Source organism: Alphaproteobacteria bacterium, assembly GCA_016699305.1.
Lineage (GTDB): Bacteria > Pseudomonadota > Alphaproteobacteria.
This window is the reverse complement of the sequence record CP064970.1, coordinates 1,456,441-1,478,889: the sequence shown is the minus strand read 5'-3', so window position 1 is coordinate 1,478,889 and position 22,449 is coordinate 1,456,441. Positions and strand designations below refer to the sequence as shown.

At 58.9% G+C, this 22,449-nt stretch carries 20 protein-coding genes; 14 read left to right on the top strand and 6 right to left on the bottom strand.

Annotation, left to right across the window (positions count from 1 at the left end):
* Window positions 1–11 precede the first annotated feature (11 nt).
* From IPI58_07005 to IPI58_06970, 8 genes are all read left to right on the top strand, one after another.
* On the top strand, window positions 12–1,373 hold the full coding sequence (locus IPI58_07005; protein ID QQR68590.1) for a glycosyltransferase: 1,362 nt from the start codon (window positions 12–14) through the stop codon (window positions 1,371–1,373).
* Complete coding sequence (hpnC, locus tag IPI58_07000) at window positions 1,370–2,209, top strand: squalene synthase HpnC (GenBank protein ID QQR68589.1); 840 nt, start codon at window positions 1,370–1,372, stop codon at window positions 2,207–2,209. Before IPI58_07005 ends, hpnC begins: the two co-directional genes overlap by 4 nt.
* Entirely contained in the window at window positions 2,206–3,069 is an 864-nt protein-coding gene (gene hpnD, locus IPI58_06995) for a presqualene diphosphate synthase HpnD (GenBank protein ID QQR68588.1), read from the top strand. The genes hpnC and hpnD overlap by 4 nt, the downstream gene beginning before the upstream one ends.
* A complete protein-coding gene (locus IPI58_06990) occupies window positions 3,066–4,364 on the top strand; it encodes an FAD-dependent oxidoreductase (protein QQR68587.1) in 1,299 nt (432 codons plus the stop codon). The genes hpnD and IPI58_06990 overlap by 4 nt, the downstream gene beginning before the upstream one ends.
* Before the next feature lie 42 nt (window positions 4,365–4,406).
* Window positions 4,407–5,018 carry a Type 1 glutamine amidotransferase-like domain-containing protein gene (locus IPI58_06985; protein ID QQR68586.1) on the top strand — a complete coding sequence of 204 codons (612 nt, stop codon included), beginning with the start codon at window positions 4,407–4,409 and terminating at the stop codon, window positions 5,016–5,018.
* A gap of 14 nt (window positions 5,019–5,032) precedes the next feature.
* Window positions 5,033–5,485 (top strand): GNAT family N-acetyltransferase, encoded by a 453-nt coding sequence (locus tag IPI58_06980; protein QQR68585.1) that lies wholly within the window; start codon window positions 5,033–5,035, stop codon window positions 5,483–5,485.
* A 280-nt stretch (window positions 5,486–5,765) separates the two neighbouring features.
* Window positions 5,766–6,500: a hypothetical protein gene (locus tag IPI58_06975; GenBank protein ID QQR68584.1), complete on the top strand. Its 735-nt coding sequence runs from the start codon at window positions 5,766–5,768 to the stop codon at window positions 6,498–6,500.
* An 11-nt stretch (window positions 6,501–6,511) separates the two neighbouring features.
* The gene (locus tag IPI58_06970) at window positions 6,512–7,414 is read left to right on the top strand and encodes a succinylglutamate desuccinylase/aspartoacylase family protein (GenBank protein ID QQR68583.1); all 903 of its coding nucleotides are present in this window, start codon (window positions 6,512–6,514) and stop codon (window positions 7,412–7,414) included.
* 19 nt (window positions 7,415–7,433) lie between these two features.
* On the opposite strand, the gene IPI58_06965 is transcribed toward IPI58_06970, so the two are convergent.
* The 4 genes from IPI58_06965 to IPI58_06950 all read right to left on the bottom strand — a co-directional run bounded on the left by IPI58_06965 (window position 7,434) and on the right by IPI58_06950 (window position 12,241).
* The gene (locus tag IPI58_06965; protein QQR68582.1) at window positions 7,434–8,222 is read right to left on the bottom strand and encodes an MBL fold metallo-hydrolase; all 789 of its coding nucleotides are present in this window, start codon (window positions 8,220–8,222) and stop codon (window positions 7,434–7,436) included.
* A 137-nt stretch (window positions 8,223–8,359) separates the two neighbouring features.
* On the bottom strand, window positions 8,360–9,772 hold the full coding sequence (locus tag IPI58_06960) for a hypothetical protein (protein ID QQR68581.1): 1,413 nt from the start codon (window positions 9,770–9,772) through the stop codon (window positions 8,360–8,362).
* Between the two features lie 170 nt (window positions 9,773–9,942).
* Entirely contained in the window at window positions 9,943–11,478 is a 1,536-nt protein-coding gene (locus tag IPI58_06955; protein ID QQR68580.1) for a leucyl aminopeptidase, read from the bottom strand.
* Between the two features lie 61 nt (window positions 11,479–11,539).
* Complete coding sequence (locus IPI58_06950) at window positions 11,540–12,241, bottom strand: glutathione S-transferase family protein (GenBank protein ID QQR68579.1); 702 nt, start codon at window positions 12,239–12,241, stop codon at window positions 11,540–11,542.
* Between the two features lie 169 nt (window positions 12,242–12,410).
* Here IPI58_06950 and IPI58_06945 point away from each other — a divergent pair, with 169 nt between their 5' ends.
* From IPI58_06945 to IPI58_06925, 5 genes are all read left to right on the top strand, one after another.
* Window positions 12,411–13,235 (top strand): carbonic anhydrase, encoded by an 825-nt coding sequence (locus IPI58_06945; protein QQR68578.1) that lies wholly within the window; start codon window positions 12,411–12,413, stop codon window positions 13,233–13,235.
* Window positions 13,236–13,463: 228 nt separating this feature from the next.
* Window positions 13,464–14,798: an outer membrane beta-barrel protein gene (locus tag IPI58_06940; GenBank protein QQR68577.1), complete on the top strand. Its 1,335-nt coding sequence runs from the start codon at window positions 13,464–13,466 to the stop codon at window positions 14,796–14,798.
* 135 nt (window positions 14,799–14,933) lie between these two features.
* The gene (locus tag IPI58_06935) at window positions 14,934–15,605 is read left to right on the top strand and encodes a polysaccharide export protein (GenBank protein QQR68576.1); all 672 of its coding nucleotides are present in this window, start codon (window positions 14,934–14,936) and stop codon (window positions 15,603–15,605) included.
* 274 nt (window positions 15,606–15,879) lie between these two features.
* Window positions 15,880–17,991: a polysaccharide biosynthesis tyrosine autokinase gene (locus IPI58_06930; GenBank protein QQR68575.1), complete on the top strand. Its 2,112-nt coding sequence runs from the start codon at window positions 15,880–15,882 to the stop codon at window positions 17,989–17,991.
* Entirely contained in the window at window positions 17,960–18,745 is a 786-nt protein-coding gene (locus IPI58_06925) for a hypothetical protein (GenBank protein ID QQR68574.1), read from the top strand. Before IPI58_06930 ends, IPI58_06925 begins: the two co-directional genes overlap by 32 nt.
* Window positions 18,746–18,755: 10 nt before the next feature.
* Here the strand turns inward: IPI58_06925 and IPI58_06920 are convergent, their stop codons facing one another.
* A complete protein-coding gene (locus IPI58_06920) occupies window positions 18,756–19,730 on the bottom strand; it encodes an AAA family ATPase (protein QQR68573.1) in 975 nt (324 codons plus the stop codon).
* Window positions 19,727–20,314: a DnaJ domain-containing protein gene (locus tag IPI58_06915; protein QQR68572.1), complete on the bottom strand. Its 588-nt coding sequence runs from the start codon at window positions 20,312–20,314 to the stop codon at window positions 19,727–19,729. The genes IPI58_06920 and IPI58_06915 overlap by 4 nt, the downstream gene beginning before the upstream one ends.
* A gap of 143 nt (window positions 20,315–20,457) precedes the next feature.
* Between IPI58_06915 and sppA the strand changes: the two genes are divergently transcribed.
* Window positions 20,458–22,449, top strand: coding sequence for a signal peptide peptidase SppA (sppA, locus tag IPI58_06910; protein ID QQR68571.1), 1,992 nt, complete (start codon window positions 20,458–20,460; stop codon window positions 22,447–22,449).

Genomic DNA, 22,449 nt, shown 5'->3' with positions numbered 1-22,449 from the left:
GTGACAAAGCCATGGGTATCTTAATCGCGATGCTGGCCGTCTTGGGATGGGGTGCCATCCTATTGCGCTTTTCCGCGCAGCGCGATCTTGATCAACGCCAAGCGCGAGAGGAACAGTCCAAGCTGCAATCCCCCGATGTGACCCAGACATGGCCGGCCCTGGCCGTCATCATCCCGGCGCGCGAAGAGGAAGCCGTGATCCATGATTCTTTGATCTCGCTGATGGCGCAAGACTATCCCAGCCCCTGGCATGTGGTCCTGGTCGATGACCACAGCGGTGACGGCACAGTCGAGACTGCGTTGCGAGCCGCCGAAGAAATGGGCGCTAAGGATCACATGACCGTTGTGCAGGCCCCTACATTGCCGCCGGGCTGGCGCGGCAAGACCTGGGCCATGGAAACCGGCTGGCGTTATGTGCAGCAGGCTTTTCCTGATGTAGAGTTCATTTTGTTCACCGATGCCGATATTGCCCATGCGCCCGATGGATCGGGGCTTCGCCGCTTGGTACGCGCCGCGGTGGACAAGAAACTGGATTTGGTCTCGCGTTTGGTGCGGTTCCCCGTGGAGCATTGGGCGGAACGCCTGATCCTGCCCGCCTATGTGTTCTTCTTCCGTTTGCTCTATTCCTTCCACCACATCAACGACCCGGGCGATAAGGCCTCAGGCGCGGCGGGCGGCATCATGCTGATCCGACGAGCGATGATGGAAAAGCTGCATGGCCTTAGCCTGATCGGTCATGAGCTGATCGACGATTGCGCTTTGGCCTTCGCGGTGAAAGCCGAAGGCGGACGCCTGCAATTGGCCCTGGATTCGGCGGGAAGCACCAGCATGCGTCGCTTCGACAGCCTATCGGGGTTACGAAACATGATCACGCGCAGCGCCTTTGATCAGCTGCATTATTCTTGGGGACATTTGGCTTTGGCCATGCTTGCCATGGCCGCTTTGTGCCTGGCCCCCCCCTTGCTGTTCCTGCTGGATGGCGGTTGGCTCCCAACTCTTGTCGGCGCGGCCTTGTTCGGCGGCACCTGGTTCGGCCTTCGCAAATTGCATGAGATGAAGCGCCCCTTGCCCACCAATGCCGAGCCATTCGTTTATGGGCTGGCGGCGTTGTTGGTCCTGGTCGTCCTGATTCAATCGGGAGTCGGGTTGGCCGGATATCTCGGCCTGGCCGCTTGGATCGGCGCGGCCATCGCCTATCGCTGGGGCGCACCAGGTTATTTCGGCACGGATATGGGGCCTTTTTCTTTCCTGCCATTGGGAGAGATGAGCCTGCCTGCGGCCAGCGCGGTCTTTATGGCCGCCACACTTGAATCCGCCTGGCGGCATCGGAATAATCAGCCTGTCAAATGGAAGGGGCGTGAAACCAAAATATGATCGAGGCGATCGAAACACCCAGCGGCAAAGGCAACGGCGACGAGAATTTTCCCGTCGCCCATCTGATTCGGCGCGACCTGCGCGGACCGGTCGGTGCCTATTACCATTTCGCACGCAATGCCGACGACATCGCCGATAATCCCCATCTGATCGCGCAGGACAAAATTGATCGCCTGAATATCATGGACGCTGTGCTGGATGGAAAGGCCGATGACGCCCTATCGCCCTCGGCGGCGGCGCTACGCGCGTCCTTAGATCAAACAGGCGTCAATCCGGCCCATGCGCATGAATTGCTGATCGCCTTTCGCCGCGACGCCACGAAGAGTCGTTATGCCGATTGGGCGGAATTAATGGATTACTGCCGCTATTCCGCCGCGCCTGTAGGCCGCTATATGTTGGAGCTGCACGGCATCCCCGCAGCAAGCTCCTGGCCGCCGTCGGACGCCTTATGCGCGGCCCTTCAGATCATCAATCATGTGCAAGATTGCGGTAAGGACTATCAACAGATGGACCGTGTCTATCTGCCTTTGGACATATTGGCCGACACAGGCGCGGATATCTCGATGCTTAAAGGCACGTCATGCACGCCGCCACTGCGTCGGGCGCTGAATCTGTTGCTGGACAAGATGGATCCCTTGATGGCCGCCGCATGCGCGCTGCCCCCGGCAGTCGATGATCGCCGCATGAAGATCAATACGTCCGTCATTGTATCATTAGCCGAAGCGATGGTGACGCAGTTGCGACGGGGCGACCCCTTGGCCGGAACCGGCAAGCCGAACAAGGCCCGGAAAATAGCCGCCATCATACGCGGCTTCGCAAGGGTTTGTTTGCCATGACGCCCGATCAAAAACAGATTGACGCGATCATGCAGAGCAAGGTGGCCGCCGCGAACAGCTCCTTTACGGCGGGCATGAAGCTTCTTCCTCCACGGCAACGCGCGGCCATGTTCGCGCTCTACGCCTTTTGCCGCGAAGTGGACGACATCGCCGATGGCGACATTCCCACGAACGACCCCATGCAAGCCCTGGAGGCCTGGCGCGGCCATCTGCGCGGCTTGGCTCAGAATCTTCCGGCGGAGCCTGGCGAGCCGATCATCCTGACCGCCTTGCGCGGCGTGGTCGTCGATTTCGGCGTCGCCGTGCAAGACTTGATAGCCATCGTGGACGGCATGGCCATGGATGCCGCCGGTCCCATCCTGGCCCCTGACCGCGAAACCTTGGAACTTTATTGCGACCGTGTGGCCAGCGCCGTGGGAAGAGCCAGCGGCGTGATTTTTGGCGCGGGAAACGGCCAGGCTCCGCTTCAAGTCGCGCATCATCTGGGCCGCGCCTTACAAAAAACCAACATCCTGCGCGATCTGGACGAGGACGCCGCGCGAGGGCGGTTATATATGCCCCGCGACCTGCTGGATGCCCACCAAGTGACATGCGCAACGCCTGAACAGGCATTGGCGCATCCGGGATTGGATGCCGCATGCCGTGATCTGGCGCAAGAAGCCCGAGATCATTTCCTCGCCGCCGATGCCGCCATGCGCGATTGCGCGCCGCGCAGCATGCGCTCGGCCCGTTTGATGGGCGCGTATTACCGGCTCATCTTAAAGCATATGCATAAACGTGGCTGGAACGCGCCGCGCGTCCGTGTGGGGCTCTCGCGCTGGGACAAACTGCTTTTGTTGGTGCGGGCGTTGCTCTCATGACAGGCACCACGCATATCCTTGGCGCGGGACTGTCCGGACTGGCAGCGGCGGTGACGTTATCGGCACGGGGCTGCGCCGTGGTGGTGCATGAAGGCGGCACCCAAGCGGGCGGACGTTGTCGCTCGTATGACGATGCCGAACTGGGCTGTCGCCTGGATAATGGCACGCATCTGATGCTTTCGGGCAATCGCGCCGCGATGGCGTTCATGCGCCGCACCGGCGGACAGGCGCATGTCAAGATCGCCGCCCAGGCCGCCTTCGATTTCATGGACCTTGCCGATGGCGCAAGGTGGCGGTTGCGCGTGAATGACGGGCCGTTTCCGTTGTGGCTGTTCATTCGCCACGCACGCATACCCGGCACGCATGCGGCGGATTACCTGACCGATATGGCCCGATTGCTGCGCGCACCGCGCACGGCCTTGATTGCCGAGGTATTGGGCGGATCGCCGCTTTATAGGCCGTTATGGCAGCCTTTGACCGTGGCCATCTTGAACACAGAACCCGAAAACGCGGCCGCCATCTTGCTGCGCCGCGTGCTGATGGAGACCGTGTTGCGCGGCGGGCGGTTCTGCCGTCCCATGTTGGCGCGTGAGGGACTCTCGCCCTGCTTGATCGACCCGGCCTTGGCGTATTTGGCCGCGCGTTCCACGCCAGTGCATTATGGTCGCCGCGCCAAAGCGTTGCGTCTGGGCGCAACACGCGTGGAGGGGATCGAGTTTGCCTCGGGCGAGGCGATCGAGTTGGGACCGCGCGACAATCTGATCCTGGCCCTGCCAGCCATGGGCGCGGCCGAATTGCTGCCCAGTCTACGCCTACCCGACGCCTTTCGTCCTATCCTGAACGCCCATTTCAAAGCGGATTGGCCCTATGCGCGTCTGCCGCTGACCGCATCCGGCGGCATGATCGGCGTTTTGGGCGGAATAAGCGAATGGATCGCCGTCAAACCCTGCTTGCGCCCCGACGGCACGGCTGATGAGCAAAGCTGCGTGATATCCGTCACCGTCAGCGCCGCGCAAAATCATATGGACCAACCCGCCGCCACCCTGGCCGCGACCTTGTGGGACGAGATCGTCCGCAGCCTGATGCTGCCTGCCGACCTAGCCTTGCCCGCCTATCGCATCTTAAAGGAAAAACGCGCGACCTTTGCCGCCACCCCCGAGCAATTGGCCAAGCGTCCGCCGCCGCGCACGGCCTGGCGCAATATGGTGCTGGCCGGCGACTGGACCGATACCGGCCTTCCCGCCACCATCGAAGGCGCGCTGCGTTCGGGGGTGAAGGCGGCCAAGATGCTCTGAAGGGAGCGTCACTTATTAGGGTGGAGCATAGAGAACCAATCCATGATTTCCCTGCTTTTAGCCTCGGATTTTGATGCCGTCTTTCATAAGCCTAGCGTGCAGGCCCTGCTGCAAGGTCGCCGGCGCGTGGCCTTTGTGCCCACGGCTTCGCTGCACAAGGATTATGCGTCATATATCGACTCAACGCTTAGGCCGATGTTCCAGAGCTTGGCACTTGGCGTCGATGTGGTCGAGCTTTCCCGTTATTCCCCAAGCGAGCTGCGTGTCGCCCTAGCGCCATGCGATATCGTCTATGTGGGCGGCGGCAATTCATTTGTCCTGCTCCAACACATGAAGGAGTGCGGCTTCAAACAAGCCGTGACCGACATGCTGGATGCGGGCGGCTTATATATCGGCTCCAGCGCGGGCAGCGTGGTCGCCAGCCCCGATATCGGCTTTATCAGTCCTATGGACGATCCCGCAAAGGCACAGCTTACGGACCATCAGGGCCTGGGGTTAATTGATAGGGCCTTTATTCCGCACAAAGGGAACGCCAAACATGGGGATACGGCGCAGATGATCGAACAGAGCCTGCATCAACAAAACCGTCCCGCTTTCGCCTTGCGCGACGATCAAGCGCTGCATATCGTCGAACATGAAAGCCAGATTTTATAGGACACGTCCCATCTATGACCTATCAGTTGATCCATGTGACAACCCCGCAGGACTGGGAGTCCTATCACGACATACGGCGCACGGAGTTATGGATAGGGCGCGGCGCGCTTGAATATGATGCGCGGCACCCGGATGAATACCGGCCCCATCACCATCCCTTGCTGTTAAAATGGCAGGACAAGCCCATCGGCGTGGCGCGTCTGGATGAATTGGAAGATGGCGCAGGCGCGATACGGCGCGTGGCGATCACCCATTCCCATCAACGCCAAGGCCATGGGCGCATGATGGGTCAGTTGGTGGAAGACGAAGCGCGGCGTATCGGCATTCGCAGCTTGTACGTCAACGCCGCCGCCGATGCCGTGGGTTTTTACAAGAAAACCGGCTGGGAGGCCTTCATATGGAACCCCAACGTGCCATCGGACGGACGCTGGCCTGTTGTGCAGATGCGAAAGATTCTGACGCCCTAGCCCCATTTTTTTCTTGATGCGAAAAATACGTTCGCTATACAATCGATCCAGTAGCCATAAGGTCACGGACAATGTGCTTTTCTATTCCAACCTGTGCTGATTTTTTTGGGGCACGACGACGTATCGGCGGGTCGTCGTCTTAGTTTTTAGTGCGCAAATGATCGGCCTATCTTAGGTCCATTCGCTTCCTTCCTTCAAAGACGATCGACCCTATGGGATATCCGGCTTTTGTCGGCCATCTCATGGATTCTACATTCATCGTTTTTTGGAGATTTCCTATATGTCTGACTTCACCATCGTCCAATTGGGCGAAGAGAAACTTGATCATGTGATGCAACTGCAAGATCAAATCCATGAAGAATTGCAGCAGCAGCAACATGCCAACTACATCATACCTAAAACAGAGGACTGCTTCCGTCAGTATCTATGCGGGGATAACGGCCTTATGTTCGGCGTGATGGTCACAGGTCAAACCCGTCATGTCGCCCAGGCGGTATTGGAGCTTCCTAAAAATCCAGGCAATCCCACAAGCATGACGGATATGGCTTTGCCTGTTCCCGAAAATCGCCTGGCCGTCATATCTGGAGCCTTGGTGCATCCAGATTTCCGTGGATGGGGGCTGCAATCTTTGCTTTTGCATGAGCGGTGCCGTCAGGCTGCAAAACTCGAACGGCATGAGATTGTCGCCGAGATCGAATTGAGCAATTCTTTCAGTCTAAGAAATCTTCTGAAAGCTGGATTCCAGGTGGTCTCTACGGCGACTGACCCATCGGATGGGGCGTTGTTGCTGAACGCGCGTCGTTCACTCACGCACAGGCCACTTTTTGGCAAAGCCAAGGATGAAATATGCTTGCCTTTGCCCTTATCGGCCAGCACCTTCCCGGCCCTATCGAGCTATCTTGACTCTGGTTATGTCGCGACCTCGCTTTGCAAAAATGGCTCGGCAGAGGAGGGCCTTGTTCTGCGACCTGTCCATGCCTGGAAAAAGATTCAAACCCACGCAGCACTCGCCTAAAGGAGGCAGAAATGACCCATCATTTATCCGATGTCATCAAGGCGCATGTCTATCGCGCCTTACAAGATGGTCCGCATTTGCTGGTTCTTGGCGGGGTGCATGGCGACGAAACCTGCGGCAGCGTCGCCGCCTTGGACATATGCGCATGCCTTAATCGTGGGGAAATTCGCCTAGTCCGTGGCGCGCTGACAGTTATTCCCGTGTGCAACCCGCAAGCGCGAATCTTGATGCAGCGTCAAGTCGATATGAATTTGAATCGCGTGTTCCAGCACCATGACAACCCCACATGCTATGAGCACCGTCTGGCCAATAATTTGGTGCCCTATGTCCAGTCATGCGACTATCTGTTGGATCTTCATTCTTACGGCGTTGAAGAATGCGGACCCTTTGTGTTTCAGGATTACGACAGCGCGGCGGATCACGAATTCGCGCAGATGATCGGCATCCCCACGATCGTCACGGGCTGGCCTGATATCTATGGACCGCTTTCGGCGCAAGAATATCAGGGCGACTCGGTGGCTTGCGTCCATGCGCATGGCAAGATCGGCGTCGTCGTCGAATGCGGACAGCATCAAAGCTTACAAAGTCCCATCATCGCCGATGGGTGCATTCGTCGCGCCTTAGCCGGTTTGGCGCTTTGCGAGCAAACAACATTATTCCCCGTTTCCTTAGACCTGCCTATAGCGCCGACCAATCGTCTTATCCGCGCTTGCCAGATGATACGAAAAACGAAAGAGGGTTCTTTCTCGCGTCCATGGAAGAATTTCGAATCTGTCTCGGCCGGCACAGTGATCGCGCAATACGAGGATGGAGAAGAATTGATAGCGCAAAAGGATGGATTGATCCTGCTGCCAAAAGCCGCCGCCCATATTGGGCAGGAGTGGTACTATCTGGGAAAGGTTCTCTTGAGTTAGAGGCCCAAAAGAAGCCGATCTATCTTGCGTCGTCCATCTCGATCACCAATCCGTCATAGGCGGGCTCGACGCCGGCAGGCAGGCGGCGCATGAGATCGGCATAATCCATATGAATATGCATATGGGTCAGATAAGCGCGGCGCGGGCGCAGGCGATCGATCCAGCCCAGGGTTTGTTCAAGCCAAGAATGGTTGATGACCTCGGCCCTCTCGCCGATGCAATCGACAACCCAGGTATCAAGCCCCGCCAACGCCGCAAAAGATGCGTCGTCCATACGGGCCACATCCGTCGAATAGGCAAAGTCTCCGACACGAAAGCCCAAACTGGTCTGGCCTGGGCCATGGTCTTGCACATAAGGGATCAGGCGGATGCCGTCGATCTCGAACGCATGGGGCGGCCGAATCTCATGCGGCTCTACAATCGGAGCGCGAGACCCATCGAGCTTATAAATCGCCGTAAAAAGATAGCCAAATCGTAAGCGCAAATCCTCTATCGTCATGGCATCTGCCCAAATCGGCATCGAGCGCTTCATATTCAGGGCCAGCGTCCGCAGATCATTGATGCCATGCGCGTGGTCGGCATGGGCGTGGGTATAAACGACAGCGGATATCTCGCCCACCTCCGCCGCCAATAACTGCGCTCTCAAATCGGGCGACGTGTCCACCAGAAGGCGTGTTTCGCCTTCCTCCATGAGAATCGATGATCGCAAACGTCTATTGCGCGGGTTGGCGGGGTCACACGCACCCCAATGCCCGCCGATGGTCGGCACGCCGCTTGTCGCTCCGCAGCCCAGAATCGTGACCTTCATGACCATTGATCGTCCCTAGCCGTATTCGCTCAGCGTAACAACGTACCGAGAAAATGCGATCTAAAAATGAAAAAATCCCCCGTCCAGGTTTCCCTGAACGGGGGATCAAGAATGCGTTCGACGAACGCGCCATCGTCTTAGGCGTACAGGTTACCTAAGACCGCTGCGATCTGCGTGTGATCATCTGCCTTGAAGTTGATGATCGAGTCGCTACCCAGCGCATTGACCTGCGTGGCCGTCAGACTGGTGTTGTCGTAATAGGCGGTGTTGATGACGCCGTCATTATTGGTGAAGAAGTCCTTCAGAACCAACGACTCCTTGATCGAACCGAACCAGGAGGGTTGATCCCTCAGAACCAAAAGATCATCGTGCCCGCCATCGTAGTTGACGTGCATAAAGGTGAAACGCGAGCTGCCATGGCTGACAACCGTCTCGGCGATATTGTCATATTTGATGCCACCGAGAAGCAAGCGGTCACCCGCATTGGCTGATGGATCGGCATTCGCCGCGCCGGCAACAAAGTCGGCAACCACGTCATTGCCCGACTTGCCCGAGAAGAAGAACTTGTCCGCCCCCGCACCGCCGGTCAGAATATCGCTGCCGTCATTGACACTGGCATAGCCGCTGCCGCGACCCACGCTGACCAAGGTGTCATCGCCATCGCCGCCCTGGGCCGCTTCGGCACTCAGGTACGCCAACGGCACTGACGCGCTGCCATGATGGCACGAACGGGCAAAAAACGAGAACAGGCTAAGTTGAGGAAAGCATCCCGTGCTGTTGGTGCCGCCGTTGAGGAAATCATTCCCCGCGCCGCCATACAGGAAATCACGATCCGAACCGCCATCAAGGCGATCATCGCCGCCATTACCGATCAACAAATCGTTGCATTGACCGCCTTGGACATAATCCTTGCTGGCCAATCCGACGAAAGTGTCGTTGCCATCGCCCAGATTGGCATAAACATTGCTTTGGCTGCCATCGAACACCTGCAACATGGCCGGACCGCCGGTGACACCGTAAGTGGCCGGATCAGAAACCCGCGCCGCCGCGATATCGAAGGGATGAATGACGACGACATCATCGCCTTTGCCCGTCGTGATGCGGTAGTCGCTGACATTTCCGATATTGTTCGCCGTGTAGATATCCACGGTGTCGTCCCCGGCACCGGTGATCACATTGGCGCGTTTGGCAGCATAGATCGAGACATGGCTGTCATGATGACCGATTTGTCCGACCCGGACATCGACATGGACAAAGCCATCGAAGGAAACCGTCTCGGCAGAGCTGGAATAGGCCGAGACGTTCTTAACCGTACGCCACTGACCTGTTACATCGAAGCTGTGCGCCCCGCTACCATTTGTATTGGCGAGGATTGATCCCTCGCCACCAGCGAGCACTGCGCTGGACCATGGCCCCATGTACACAGGCGAGGTCAGCGCATCCGCGACCGGCGATTCAGGAAGAGGATTGGGCAAGACAGTCTTGTCAATGGATCCGAGCCACCATTGGGTTGTGTCCGCACCTTGTCCGAATTGAACTCCTAGGGTCATGTCGCGCTCCTTTCGAGTTGTCCTTGGGCCAAGATGTCGTCAGCAAGGCCCTATGGTAAACGATGATAAAGTTCGATGAGGGCAGAAGAATAACATATGCATGAATAGCCTGCCCAGCAAAAAACCGTACCTCATTCAGCTATCACACCATAATAGCTGTAAAGTATTGATCATTCGAAGTTTTTCATGATCCAGTGATTTAGCAAGCGCACGCCATAACCCGTGGCACCCTTGCCGCAAGTCGCCATATCCTTCTTGCTCCAGACCATGCCGGCAACATCCAGATGCGCCCATGGCGTGTCTGAGACGAAACGCTGAAGGAACTGGGCGGCGGTCACGCTGCCCGCCGCGCCGCGCGTGGTTTGAATGTTCTTCATATCCGCGATATCGGAGTCGATCTCCTTATCATAGCTTTCACCGACAGGTGACAACGGCATGCGCCACAGTTTTTCTTCGACTTCCCGACCGGCTTCGATCAGTTGGCTGGACAACATATCGCTGTTGCTGAACAACCCGGCATAGTCATGTCCCAGCGAGATGACGATGGCACCGGTTAAGGTGGCCAAGTTCACCATATAGCGCGGCTTGAAACGTTCCTTCGTGTACCACAAGGCGTCCGCCAGGATCAGACGCCCCTCGGCATCGGTGTTAAGCACCTCGATCGTCTGGCCGGAAAGCGAGGTCACCACGTCATCCGGACGCTGCGCGCTGCCCGAAGGCATGTTTTCAACAAGCGGTGTCACGCCCACCACATCCACCTTGGCGTTGCGCGAGGCCAAGGCACGCATGGTGCCGATAACGGCGGCAGCGCCGGCCATATCATATTTCATGCTCATCATGCTTTCGGCGGGCTTCAGCGACAAGCCACCGCTATCGAAGCAGACCCCCTTACCCACCAAGGCGATGGGACGGGCGGCTTTGGCTGCCGCCTTGCCCCCGCCCGTGGATTTGGCCCCGTTCCAGCGCATGACGACCAAAGACGAAGGCCGCACGCTGCCCTGTCCAACACCCAGCAGCGCCCCCATACCCAGTTTACGCAAAGCCTTTTCATCCAGAACCTCGACATCAACGCCCAACTTCTTAAGCGTCAGCGCCTCTTGCGCCAATTCCTGCGGTCCCAGCACATTGGGCGGCTCACAGACCAAACCGCGCGCCATGAACACGCCCTCGGCCACCGCGATCAGCGGCGCGAAAGCGCGCTTGGCGGCAGGCGCCTGGACAGTCATCACATTCAACTGCGCCAGTTTCTTGCCTTCTTGAGGCTTGCGCTTGGTGCGGTATTTATCGAACGACCACGAGCGCAAGAGCGCCCCATAGGCCAGATGCGCCGAGAAGACTCCCGCTTCCAGTCCCGCTTTATCCGATATATCAATCACCAAAGAGGCGGTCTCGACATGGGTCGCATCCAGGCACGCCGTTAAAGTGCCGCCGATGGACTCTGCCACCATCGCGTCCAAGACAGCCGGACGGCCAATGCCCAAAAGCACCAAACGCTGCCAACCCAAGCCGGACGGCGCGGGCAGGACCAGCGTTTCGCCCTTTTTCCCGGTGAATTCGGCGCTTTCGATGGCGCGCTTTAACCAGCCCTGGCTTTTACGGTCGTAATCTTTGCCGCGCGGCCCCAGAGTCTGCGACTCCGCCACCGTCAACACCACCACGCCGCCCTTGCCAGAGGGCGTATCGGCACCAAAGGAAACCTTGAGCATGGCGACAATCCCTTTCGCAGTGGTTTGTGGAATCTTTTATAACACAAGCCCAAGCGCGGTCCTAGAAATCCAGGTCCGCATAATGCGCCGCCGCCGCGATTCCAGGCACATGGTCGCCCAGCAAAGGTCGAAAGGCCGGACGCGATTTAAGGCGCGCATACCATTCACGCGCGCCGGCATGCGCGTCCCAAGGCACATCGCCCAGATAATCCAGCGCCGATAGATGCGCGGCGGCGGCAAGATCCGCCATCGAGATCGCCTCGCCCGCCAACCAGCGCCGTCTTTCACACAGCCAGGCGATATAATCCAGGTGATAATGGATATTCGCATAACCGACCCGCAAAAAGACCGGGTCCGGTCCACCCTGGCCGCGCAGACCGCGCAAGGCTTTTTCGCCCAACAGGCAATCGGTGACCTCGGCCGCGAATTTACGATCGAACCAAGCGACCAAGCGGCGTGTTTCAGCGCGCTTGATGGCCGTATTGCCCAGCAGCAAGGGGCCGCCCGCCGTTTCTTCGATATACTCGCAAATCGAATCGACACCGCACAGAACCACCGATTCATCCGGCTTGTCGGCCTGCTTGATCTGCAATACCGGCACCTCGCCCGCCGGATTCAACGCCATCAGAGCCGGACGCCGCTCCCATGGCGGCTCGGTCGTCAGCTCGAAATTCAGCCCTTTTTCCGCCAAAGCCAAGCGCACGCGCCGACTGGAGGGATCCAAGGGGAAATGCAGCACATGATAGGACACAACCTCGGACATAGGACCAGCATGGGGAATGAGAGATAAGAGGCCCCCATGATCGCGGATCACATCGCAAGCCGCAAGTCATCCCGACACTCTTTTTTTAAAAGATCATCATCAGCTTGTGAAAGTATTTCGATAAGTTTCATCATGGATCACGGAAAAACGGAACTTATGGAGCAGCCACATGACAATCAACCAAGCGCCCTTGGGCGCCGATGAAACGCGTGCGCGCGCGAAGGACGTTCTAGGCGATGTCTTTATTAATCGCTTTTATGCCGTGGTGGACGAGCATTATGTGCACCGCCATCCCCACGCAGACACACACAACTGTTTGCCGAGTCTGGTTGCCCATGGACAACAACCAGAATATTGTCTGATTGGATGCTCGGATTCGCGCACATTGAGCTTCATGCCCGACCAACCGGGCCAGGTGTTTTGCATCCGCACAGCGGGCGGCCTGGTGGTCAACCCGCAGAATGCTCATCAAGATTTAAGCGTATGGTCGAGCATCGAGGTCGCCTTAAGCTTTCCCAGCCTTAAATCCATCGTCGTGCAACATCATGGCCTATGTGGCTTTCAGCGCCTCATGATGCAAGGCGTACCCCGCGACACGATCATGCACAGCATGATGGAGCTTTTTGCGGAGAATAAAGCCCAAGCCTGCAAGAACCATGAACCGTCTTCGCGCGATGCCAAAGAACGGCTGGCGATTTATTTGATGAACGACACGATCAAAAACATCGCCGCGCATCCAGTCATTAAAGAGCGGATCAAGGCGGGTACATTGGATCTATTCGGCATGATGTTGAATATGGGGGAACACGAACATCGCCCTGACAGCGGCAGCTCTGTATTCCGCAAACCCAGCCTGGAACTCTTCTTGACGAACCCCAAAGCGAAACAGGGAGAGCTGCCTGGCGCTTTCGTGCCCTATGCCGCAATGCCCGAGCGCACGGATCTGCATCTGGAACATTGCCCTCATTTTCCGAAGGCACCTTCCCCTGCATGATTTAACTAAATCAAAGGTTAATTATTGTTGCAATCTAGCAACACATCAACCATGAAGACTATTTTCTGTTTCCAGCGAGGCCTTGCATATAGACAGATGCGCCGAATTATCGCACAAGAGCGAAGATAAAGAGCTAAGCGCGGCGCGTGGTCGAGCATCCCGTATGTGCCTAAGCTTTGAAAACGAACAACGAAAAACACAAGGGTAGAGAAGAGAAAGGACCAAGCCATGAAAAATATCCGCGCTGTGAGTTTGGGGGTTGGTGCAGCCCTCGCAGTGATGTCTGCGTCCGGAACGGCCTTGGCCTATGGTCCAGAAGGCGTCTTTAGCGGCCGGTATCCGGTCGATGGTGCCGTCAATGTCCGCGCGCCGTTTTCGCCCGTTCATCCGATCCGTGGTCAGTCGGTGATTGAGCGTCCGCGCCCCGATTTCGACCCCACACCCATCCCCGTAGGATCGTTCCAGTTCTTCCCGGCCGTCACGGCGGGTGGCTGGTATGACAGCAATATCTTTGCCACCGACACCAACGAGAAGAGCGATTTTGTCTGGAACCTGCGTCCCAGCGTCGGCTTGTTCTCGAATTGGTCGCGGCATGCCTTGGCTTTGTCGGCCATCGGCGATATCGGCCTGTACACCGAACACGATGACGAGAACTTCTATAACGGCGTATTTGACGCCAAGGGCCGCATCGACGTGATGCGCGAAACCTGGATTAAGCTGAATCTGGGCTATCAGAACCTGTCGGAAAGCCGCAGCTCGCCCAACGATGTCGCGGGTTCCGAGCCCACCAAGTTCCACGTCTATCGCGGTGGCGTGACGGCATATCATGGCGTTGGCAGCGTGAAGCTGACGGGCGATTACGACTTTAAGCGTCACGCCTATGAAGACACGCCGGCCTTGGGCGGCAGCATCGTCCAAACCACCCGCAACCGCGATCAGAACGAGCTGGGCGGCAAGGTGATGTATGAGTTCAGCCCCAACTTCCGCCCCTTTGTCGCGGGCAAGGTGAACAGCCGTCACTATGACTTCAATCCCTTGCGCAACTCCGACGGCTTCGATGTCGTGGGCGGTAGCGAGATGGATTTCGGCGGCATCGTGACCGGTCAAGCCTATGTCGGTTACATGCTTCAGGATTACCGCCGTTTCGCCAGCAGCGATGTTGATGCGGTCAAGTTTGGCGGCGATGCCACCTGGAACATCACCGGCCTGACCTCGTTGACTTTCGAAGTCGAGCGCAGCATCGAGGAAACCACGGCCGGTGGCGTCACCAACCCGCTGGCTTATTCCAGCTTCCTCAGCACCGGCGGTTCGGCCACGGTGACGCATGAGCTGATGCGTGACCTGCTGTTGGAGAGCAACGTGTCGGTCACTCGCAACGACTTTGAAGGCGGCGTCACCGATCGCGCCGACGACACTGTGGGCGTGGGCGCTGGGGCGCGGTACTTCTTTAACCGCAACTTCCACGCCGACCTTAACTATGACTTTGCCACACGCGACTCGGATGTCCCGACCGCACGTTTCGACCGTCACATGGTCGGCGTACGCCTGGGCGCCCAGATGTAAGGCAACGTATCAATATCTTACGACGGGGCAGCCTTTGGCTGCCCCGTTTCGTTTGAGACGAAGACATTCTATTTGTGTATGTTGATTCAGAAACGAACTCTATGCTAGAACAAAAGACGGAATGAACATCCAGTCGTGTGCCACTTATTGAAAGGGAAGGCCGTGCTGCATCAAGCCTTGCCGCGCGTTGCGGGATTTGTTGTGTTGTTGGCCAGCTTGTGGGGCATCGGTCCCGCATGGGCCCAGCAATCCCTGCGCCCGCCCACACCCAATGCCGCTCTTAGCGAGCCTACACCTACAATGCCCATCCCGGCAGGGTCCCCCACGGCGGCGACCGGCAATACAACTGTCGATTATGTCTTGGGCGTGGGTGACAAGGTCAAGGTGGTGGTGTTCGGCGAGAGCGATCTGTCGGGCGAGTTTGAAATCGGCAGCACCGGCAATCTGATCATGCCGCTTGTGGGAGACATTCCCGCTGTCGGCCAAACCCTGGGCGGACTGACCAATGCCATCAAGGATAAGTTGTCCGGCGGATTCCTGCGCGATCCTCAGGTCAGCCTGGAGGTACTAAACTACAGGCCGTTCTATATCCTGGGAGAAGTGACCAAGCCGGGAAGCTACCCGTTTGTCAACCGTATGACCATCGTGAATGCCGTTGCCTTGGCCGGAGGCTATACCTATCGTGCCAACGGCAGTAAGATAACGATCGTGCGCGCGAACGATGCCGACAAAGTCGAGAGGTCCGTGCGCGAGGATGAAACCGTCCTACCTGGAGACGTGATCCGGGTGCCCGAGCGGTTCTTCTGACCGCTCAATTCAAACCGCGGGATTATCCCATGGCTCATCTGGCCTTTCTAAGGCCGTGCCTTTGGGAACATCCAGGCTTTTGTGCGTCCGCGCCCTCTGTCGTCGCGATCCACACCACCCGTGATCTAATAAGGTAAAGCAAATGCAGAATGTGGATGTAAGCGCCGGGACCTCCTGGAAGAAGAATGGTGACAAGATAATCGCGGGCGCGCAGCCCCTAACACCTGCAGCCGTAGATGATATGAAGGCCGTGACATTGAAAGGCCTTGTTGCCATGACCCGGCGGCGCTGGCGCCTGGTTGCCATCTCGACCACCGTGATGATTCTGCTGGCCACTATCTTGGCCTTTATCCTGCCGCCGCAGTATTCGAGCGAGGCCGTTGTGCTGCTGGATAGCCGACAGCAGCGTGTGACGAATGCCGAGCAAGTCCTATCCAATCTTCAGGTGGACAGCTCGTCCCTGCGAAGCGAAATCGACATCATCACCTCGCGCACCATGATCGACCGAGTGATCGATAAGCTAAAGTTGATCGAGGACCCCGAGTTTAATTCCGCCGCCAGAGCGGTGCCTTGGCCCATGATGCCTTTGCATTGGCTGGGCCTGGTAGCGTCCCCTCAAGGTGAAGATCGTATACGCAACGAGGTCGCCCGCAATATCGGCGCGGCGCTTGACGTACGCAACGAAGCGCGCAGCTACAGCATACGCATCCGCTTTCGCTCGCAAGACCCTGAAAAAGCCGCGCGCATAGCCAACGCCTTTGCCGATGCCTATCTGGTCGATCAGCTTGAGGCCAAGTTCGAGGCCGTGCAGCGCGCCAATGGCTGGCTATCGGGCCGTTTGGACGATCTGCGAGGCAAGGTAGAAGCCGCCGAGCATGCCGTCGAAGATTTTCGCCAAAAGGCCAATCTGACCGAGGCGGCCCAAGGCACCGTGCTGCAACAGCAATTGGGACAGATCAATACACAGATGATCCAGGCGCGAGCCGAGCGTAGCCAGGCAGAAGCCCGTCTACGCGGCGCGCAATCAATGACCGGTGCGCGGGGATCGATCGAGGCTTCAGGCGATGTTCTTGCCTCGCCCCTGATTCAGCGTTTACGCGAACAGGAATCCGAGGTGCAACGCAAAATGGCCGACTTGGAATCCCGGTATGGTGAGCGCCATCCCAAGATCGTGAATACCAGGGCCGAGCTTGGCGACTTGCGCCACAAGATATCGGAAGAGGCAAAAAAGATCATCCAAGGCCTGCACAACGAAGTTGAGATCGCCAAGGCCAAAGAAAATAGCCTGCAAAGCGAGATGGATAAGATCGAGAAAACAACCGGTGAAAGCATGGGGCAGATGGTCACCTTGCGCCAATTGCAGCGCGAGGCCGATGCCAATCGCACCTTGTATGAAAGCTTCCTGGGCCGTTTCAAACAAACCAGCGAACAGCAGGACCTGCAAATGGCCGATGCGCGCTTGATCGCGCGCGCGCAACCGCCCGTGCGGCCCGATTTCCCGTCCAAGCCTTTGTTTGCTCTCTTAGGCCTACTGGTGGGCATGGCCGTGGGACTGAGCCTGGCTTGGCTGGTGGAGTATTTCGATCGCGGCTTCCGCAACGCCGAGCAGATCGAATCTTTATTGGGACTGCCCGCCGTGGGTCTGGTGCCCAGCACGCGCGGCAGCGCCGGCGACCAGTCGCCTGAAGACTATGTGCTGGACAAGCCTTTATCGACCTTTGGCGAGTCCTTGCGCACCGTGCGCACGGCGGTGCATTTCTCGAATGTCGATCAACCGCCCAAATCGGTGATGATCACCAGCGCCGTGCCCGGCGAAGGGAAGACCACCTTCAGCGTCAGCATGGGTCGCGTGCTGGCCAAGTCGGGCAATCGGGTGCTGTTGATCGACGCCGATATGCGCCGCCCCAAAGTGTCCAAGCTGCTGGCTTCGGAGAATGGCCGCGAAGCCGCCGATCTGGCCCAGGTCCTGGCCGGCACCCGCTCGGTCGAGCAGGCGATCCAAGTCGATACGTCATCGGGCCTGCATTTCATTGCCGCGCATGGTGAGACGCCCAATGCCCAAGACCTGCTGGGCTCGCATCAGATGGAGCGTTTGATCCGCCATATGGGCGAAAAATATGATCTGGTGATCGTGGACACGCCGCCGATCCTGGCTTTGGCCGATGCCGCCGTGGTGGCGCGTTGGGTGGATTGCACCTTGCTGTTGGTACGTTGGGCCGAGACGCCCCGCGACATGGCGGCAGGTGCCGCGCATCAATTGCAAAGCCTGGGTCTGCATGTGGCCGGCGTGGTGCTGAACCAGGTGGATCTGGCCCAGCATGCACGTTATAGCTACAGCGATTTCGGCGTCGCCTATGGCCGCTACCGTGATTACTATACGAACTGACGGCTTCGCCCCCGTGGGGCGGCAGCGCAGCCCACGCCCCGTGACGGGCGCGATGCCTTTTGTGATGGGCGGCGCAGCCCTGTTGTTGTTGACTTTGGCGGTGCCTCACAGCGTCACCCACGGCGTGCGCGCGCAAGGCGATGCCCAGCGACAAGAGATGCTGCTGCAAAACGCCCGTTCGCTGGATGATAAGGAACTGGACGAACTCATCGCCAGCCGCGAACAACCGGAATCTCAATGGGTAGATACGGCGCGGGCACAGACCGATCTGGCGCAAGCCTATCTGATCCGCGCCGAACGCGCTGGCCTTGCCACGCCTGCCGGACAGGAAGGAATCGCCAGCGCCCTGGCCGCTCAGCAACATGCGCTGAGTTTAACCCCGGTGGACACGTTCGGCTGGATGCGTTTGGCCTATTTGCGTCTGCGCACCGGCGCGCCGATGCCCGGCGTGGTCAAGGCATTGGCTTTGTCGCTCGACACAGGCCCCCATGAACCCATCTTGGCCAAATCGCGCATGACGATGATGGCCTTGTTACGTAACCAGCTTTCCCCCGAAACTTGGGAAGAATGGCCCGCTCAGGCACGCCTGGCATGGCGCAAAGAGGCCGCCGGCACGTTCCTAGCCGCGCGATTGGCCCAGGTCTTGCCCGAATTGCGTCAGGCCTTAGCCGAAAGCCCCGGCGATGTGCAGCGTTTCGATGCCATGTTCGCCAAATTACCCAAACCCGCACCGGATATGCACAGCCAGCCCTAAAGCGGGTCATTCATGCCGTCTTGGTCAGGGCGCTTTCAGGCAGTTCGACATCAAGGCAGCGTTGATAATATTCGGCCACCGTTGCGCGCTGGGTTTCGTCGCATTTATTCAGGAAGGTCAGGCGAAAGGCTAGGGCCAGATCGCCGAAAATATCGGCGTTCTCGGCCCAGGTGATCACCGTACGCGGCGACATGACGGTGGACAGGTCCCCCGCCGCCAGCCCCACCCGCGTCATGGCGGCCACGCGCACCATGGCGGCCACGCGCGCGCGACCTTGGGGCGTATCCAGATGCGGCAACCGCGCCAACACGATGGCCACTTCCGCCTCGTGCGGCAGATAGTTCAAGCTGGCCACGATGTTCCAACGGTCCATCTGTCCCTGATTGATCGGCTGTGTGCCGTGATACAGTCCCGATGCATCGCCCAGCCCCACGGTGTTGGCCGTGGCCAATAGGCGGAAAGCCGGATGCGGATGCAGCACGCGGCTTTGATCCAACAGGGTCAGCTTGCCTTCCACTTCCAATACGCGCTGGATCACAAACATCACATCCGGACGCCCGGCATCGTATTCGTCAAAGACCAAGGCGCAAGGGCGTTGCAAGGCCCAAGGCAATATCCCCTCGCGGAATTCGGTGACTTGGACTCCCTCGCGCAGCACGATGGCGTCTTTGCCCAGCAAGTCCATACGGCTGATATGGCTGTCCAGATTGATGCGCAGGCACGGCCAATTAAGACGCGCGGCGACTTGTTCGATATGGGTGGATTTACCCGTGCCGTGCAGGCCTTGAATCAGCACCCGCCGGTTATGGGCAAATCCCGCCAAGATGGCCAAGGTGGTGTCATGGTCAAAGCGGTAACAGGCATCGCGCTCGGGCACATGTTCGTCGGGTGCGGAAAAAGCGGGCACCGTCCAATCAACATCCAGGCCAAAGACCTCGCGCACGGATAACCGAAGATCGGGCAAGCGAAGGTCCGGGCTGTTCATTCGTTGTCGTCCTGACTGGGGCGGTAGAGGGCTTTGAGGACCATATAGGCCTGGGTGACGGCCTTAAGGCGGTTTTCGGAATCGTTATCCTCGCCGCGCAGATCGGGATGAAAGCGCCGCACCAATGTGCGATAGCGTTCGCGAATATCGTCAAATCCCACCGGCGGCTGCAGATCCATCACCGCCAGGGCCGATAATCCCGCCGCCGGCAAACGGCGTGCCAGATGATCGGTGGCTGTCTTCTTCTCGTTTGCGCGCCGGGCGTCGTCCTCTTGCGCGGCCCGCCGCTTGGCACCCAAACTGCCCAAAGGCCATGTGGGACGATGTCCCAGCAGGTCGGCACAACGAAAGGCGTCGATGGCGTCCGCCGTCATGCCCTGGAAATAGTCCCAGCGCGTGTTGTAGGCGCGGGCATGTTCCGTGCAGAACCAATAATAGTCCTTTAAGTCCCGGCTTTTGGGCGCGCGATGTTCAGCGGGGGCCGCGCATCCGGGATGGTCGCAGGCCCGCACGGCCCCGCCTGCCGGACGCAAGGATTCCCGGGCGGCTTTGAAATAGGCATGGCGTTGGCGCATATTGGGCATGGTGCCCTACAGTATGCCCAAGGCCATGGGACAATCTCAAGCCGACAAATCGCCTCTGCGCAAAAACATGGACGCCGCCAACCGGATTCTTTAGGTTGCGTCATGGTTTATCTTCTGGTTTCCCGGAACAGGGGTCAAACATCATGCTGGGTAGGATAGGACGCATTCTGGGACGGTTCTTGGCTGTCATCGGCGGCGGCGTGGTGCTGGTTTCCGTTCTGGGCTGGATCGTGCTGCTGAACAAAAAGCCCGTTCCCGTCATGCCCTTGCCCGAACGCATGGTTCTGACATTGGACCTGGCCGAACCGCTGGTTGAAGATGCCCCGGATTCGCCCTTGGTCAATCTGGTGCGCGATATGGCCATCAGTCCGCCCAGCCGCCTGCGCGACGTGGTCCGCACCCTGGACGCCGCGCGTAAGGATGAACGGGTGCGCGGACTGGTCGTGACCTTTGGCGACCATCAATTGGGATTGGCCCAGGCCCAAGAAATCGCGACGGCGCTTGAGCGTTTCCGCGCCAGCGGTAAATTCGCCCTGGCCTATGCCCCCAGTTTCGGCGAGGCTTCGCCAGGTGACCGTAATCTGTTCCTGGCGACCCAGGCCAGCCGGGTCTATGTGCAGCCGGTGGGATCGGTGGGACTGGCGGGCTTGCTGATCGAGATTCCCTATTTCCGCGCGGTCTTGGACCGCTTCGGCGTCGAGCCGCAGATCGACAAGCGCGAAGCCTATAAATCCGCCATGAACAGCGTCACCGACCGCGCCATGGGCCAGGCCGAGGGCGAGATGATGACCGCATTGGCGCGCGATGTCGGAAGGCAGATCGTGACGGGCATTTCCTTGGGACGCTGCCTGCCCCTGTCCGCCGTGATCGCGGCCCGCGATTCCGGCCCGTTATTGGCGCAAGAGGCGCAGCGCGCCGGCCTAATCGACGGCCAGCTTTACGCCGACCAGGTACTAGAGCAAGCCCTGGATTTGGCCGATGGCGAAATGCCGCCCTGGCAGATGGCGGGACCGCGTCCCCCCGCGCCCTATACCATCACGCCCTGGCAACGCACGGGACCTTTAAGCCTGGACATGATGCTGGGCACCACGCCGCAGGCTCCGCGCAGCCTGATCGAACAGGAAGAAGACGAAGCGGAACGCGCGGCGGCGGATGCGGACGAGGATCATGCCCAATCTATCGATTGGTCGCGTTATCTGGCTCATGTCCAATCTAAGAAACCTAAATCTCCCGGCCCCGCGCGCGTGGCCTTGATCTATGGCACGGGAATGATCACGGCGGAATCCTCGCATGGAGGCTTTGATCCTACCGGATCGAATGACGGCATCGCTGCCCGCGACATGGTGGAAACCTTAAGGATGGCCGAAGAGGACGACGATCTGCGCGTGGTCATCTTGCGTCTGGATACGCCCGGCGGCTCGGCCACGGCGTCCGAGACCATCCGGCGCGGCGTGGATCGTCTGCGCGCGGCGGGCAAGACGGTGATCGTGTCGATGGGCGCGACGGCGGCCTCGGGCGGCTATTGGATCGCCAGCGCCGCCGATGTCATCATCGCCCAGCCGGGCACCTTGACCGGCTCGATCGGCGTTCTGACGGGCAAGATGGCGCTGGAAGGCTTGTGGAAGAAATTGGACGTGACATGGGGGCGTATCCAGGACGGGCGCAATGTCGGCATGTGGTCCAACAACACGCCCTATACGCCAAGCGAGCATGAGCGGGTGAACGCCGCCTTGGACGATATCTATCAAGGCTTCCTGGACCGCGTGGCCCAAGGCCGCCATCTGGACCGCGACGCCGTGCGCCGTCTGGCGGGCGGGCGCGTCTGGACGGGCGCGCAGGCCAAGGAATTGGGTCTTGTGGATCATCTGGGCGGGTTGGACACCGCCATGGTCGAGGCGCGTCGTCGTCTAGGAATGCCTAAAGACGCACCATTGGCCGTGCGCCTGCTGCCGCCCGAGCCGAATCTGCGCGAGGCGATCATGGGTCTGCTGCACGCCTTCTTCGCCGATATCGGCGCCGCCGGTCGTGTCAGCCAATCCCTGGCCCCCATGGTCAAAACTTGGGGCCCATGGCTACGCGCACCGAGCCCCCATGAAGCGCGCTTGCCCGTTCCTGCGGAAATCTTGGCGCGTTAG

What these genes read in the sequence shown, in the direction of transcription:
- IPI58_06930 (QQR68575.1), top strand. Translation starts at nt 15,880, where the DNA reads ATGACCCGGCGGCGCTGGCGCCTGGTTGCCATCTCGACCACCGTGATG.
- IPI58_06990 (QQR68587.1), top strand. Translation starts at nt 3,066, where the DNA reads ATGACAGGCACCACGCATATCCTTGGCGCGGGACTGTCCGGACTGGCA.
- IPI58_06985 (QQR68586.1), top strand. Translation starts at nt 4,407, where the DNA reads ATGATTTCCCTGCTTTTAGCCTCGGATTTTGATGCCGTCTTTCATAAG.
- IPI58_06965 (QQR68582.1), bottom strand. Translation starts at nt 8,222, where the DNA reads ATGAAGGTCACGATTCTGGGCTGCGGAGCGACAAGCGGCGTGCCGACC.
- IPI58_06920 (QQR68573.1), bottom strand. Translation starts at nt 19,730, where the DNA reads ATGAACAGCCCGGACCTTCGCTTGCCCGATCTTCGGTTATCCGTGCGC.
- hpnC (QQR68589.1), top strand. Translation starts at nt 1,370, where the DNA reads ATGATCGAGGCGATCGAAACACCCAGCGGCAAAGGCAACGGCGACGAG.
- IPI58_06915 (QQR68572.1), bottom strand. Translation starts at nt 20,314, where the DNA reads ATGCCCAATATGCGCCAACGCCATGCCTATTTCAAAGCCGCCCGGGAA.
- sppA (QQR68571.1), top strand. Translation starts at nt 20,458, where the DNA reads ATGCTGGGTAGGATAGGACGCATTCTGGGACGGTTCTTGGCTGTCATC.
- IPI58_06955 (QQR68580.1), bottom strand. Translation starts at nt 11,478, where the DNA reads ATGCTCAAGGTTTCCTTTGGTGCCGATACGCCCTCTGGCAAGGGCGGC.
- IPI58_06945 (QQR68578.1), top strand. Translation starts at nt 12,411, where the DNA reads ATGACAATCAACCAAGCGCCCTTGGGCGCCGATGAAACGCGTGCGCGC.
- IPI58_06960 (QQR68581.1), bottom strand. Translation starts at nt 9,772, where the DNA reads ATGACCCTAGGAGTTCAATTCGGACAAGGTGCGGACACAACCCAATGG.
- hpnD (QQR68588.1), top strand. Translation starts at nt 2,206, where the DNA reads ATGACGCCCGATCAAAAACAGATTGACGCGATCATGCAGAGCAAGGTG.
- IPI58_06940 (QQR68577.1), top strand. Translation starts at nt 13,464, where the DNA reads ATGAAAAATATCCGCGCTGTGAGTTTGGGGGTTGGTGCAGCCCTCGCA.
- IPI58_07005 (QQR68590.1), top strand. Translation starts at nt 12, where the DNA reads ATGGGTATCTTAATCGCGATGCTGGCCGTCTTGGGATGGGGTGCCATC.
- IPI58_06925 (QQR68574.1), top strand. Translation starts at nt 17,960, where the DNA reads ATGGCCGCTACCGTGATTACTATACGAACTGACGGCTTCGCCCCCGTG.
- IPI58_06980 (QQR68585.1), top strand. Translation starts at nt 5,033, where the DNA reads ATGACCTATCAGTTGATCCATGTGACAACCCCGCAGGACTGGGAGTCC.
- IPI58_06950 (QQR68579.1), bottom strand. Translation starts at nt 12,241, where the DNA reads ATGTCCGAGGTTGTGTCCTATCATGTGCTGCATTTCCCCTTGGATCCC.
- IPI58_06970 (QQR68583.1), top strand. Translation starts at nt 6,512, where the DNA reads ATGACCCATCATTTATCCGATGTCATCAAGGCGCATGTCTATCGCGCC.
- IPI58_06975 (QQR68584.1), top strand. Translation starts at nt 5,766, where the DNA reads ATGTCTGACTTCACCATCGTCCAATTGGGCGAAGAGAAACTTGATCAT.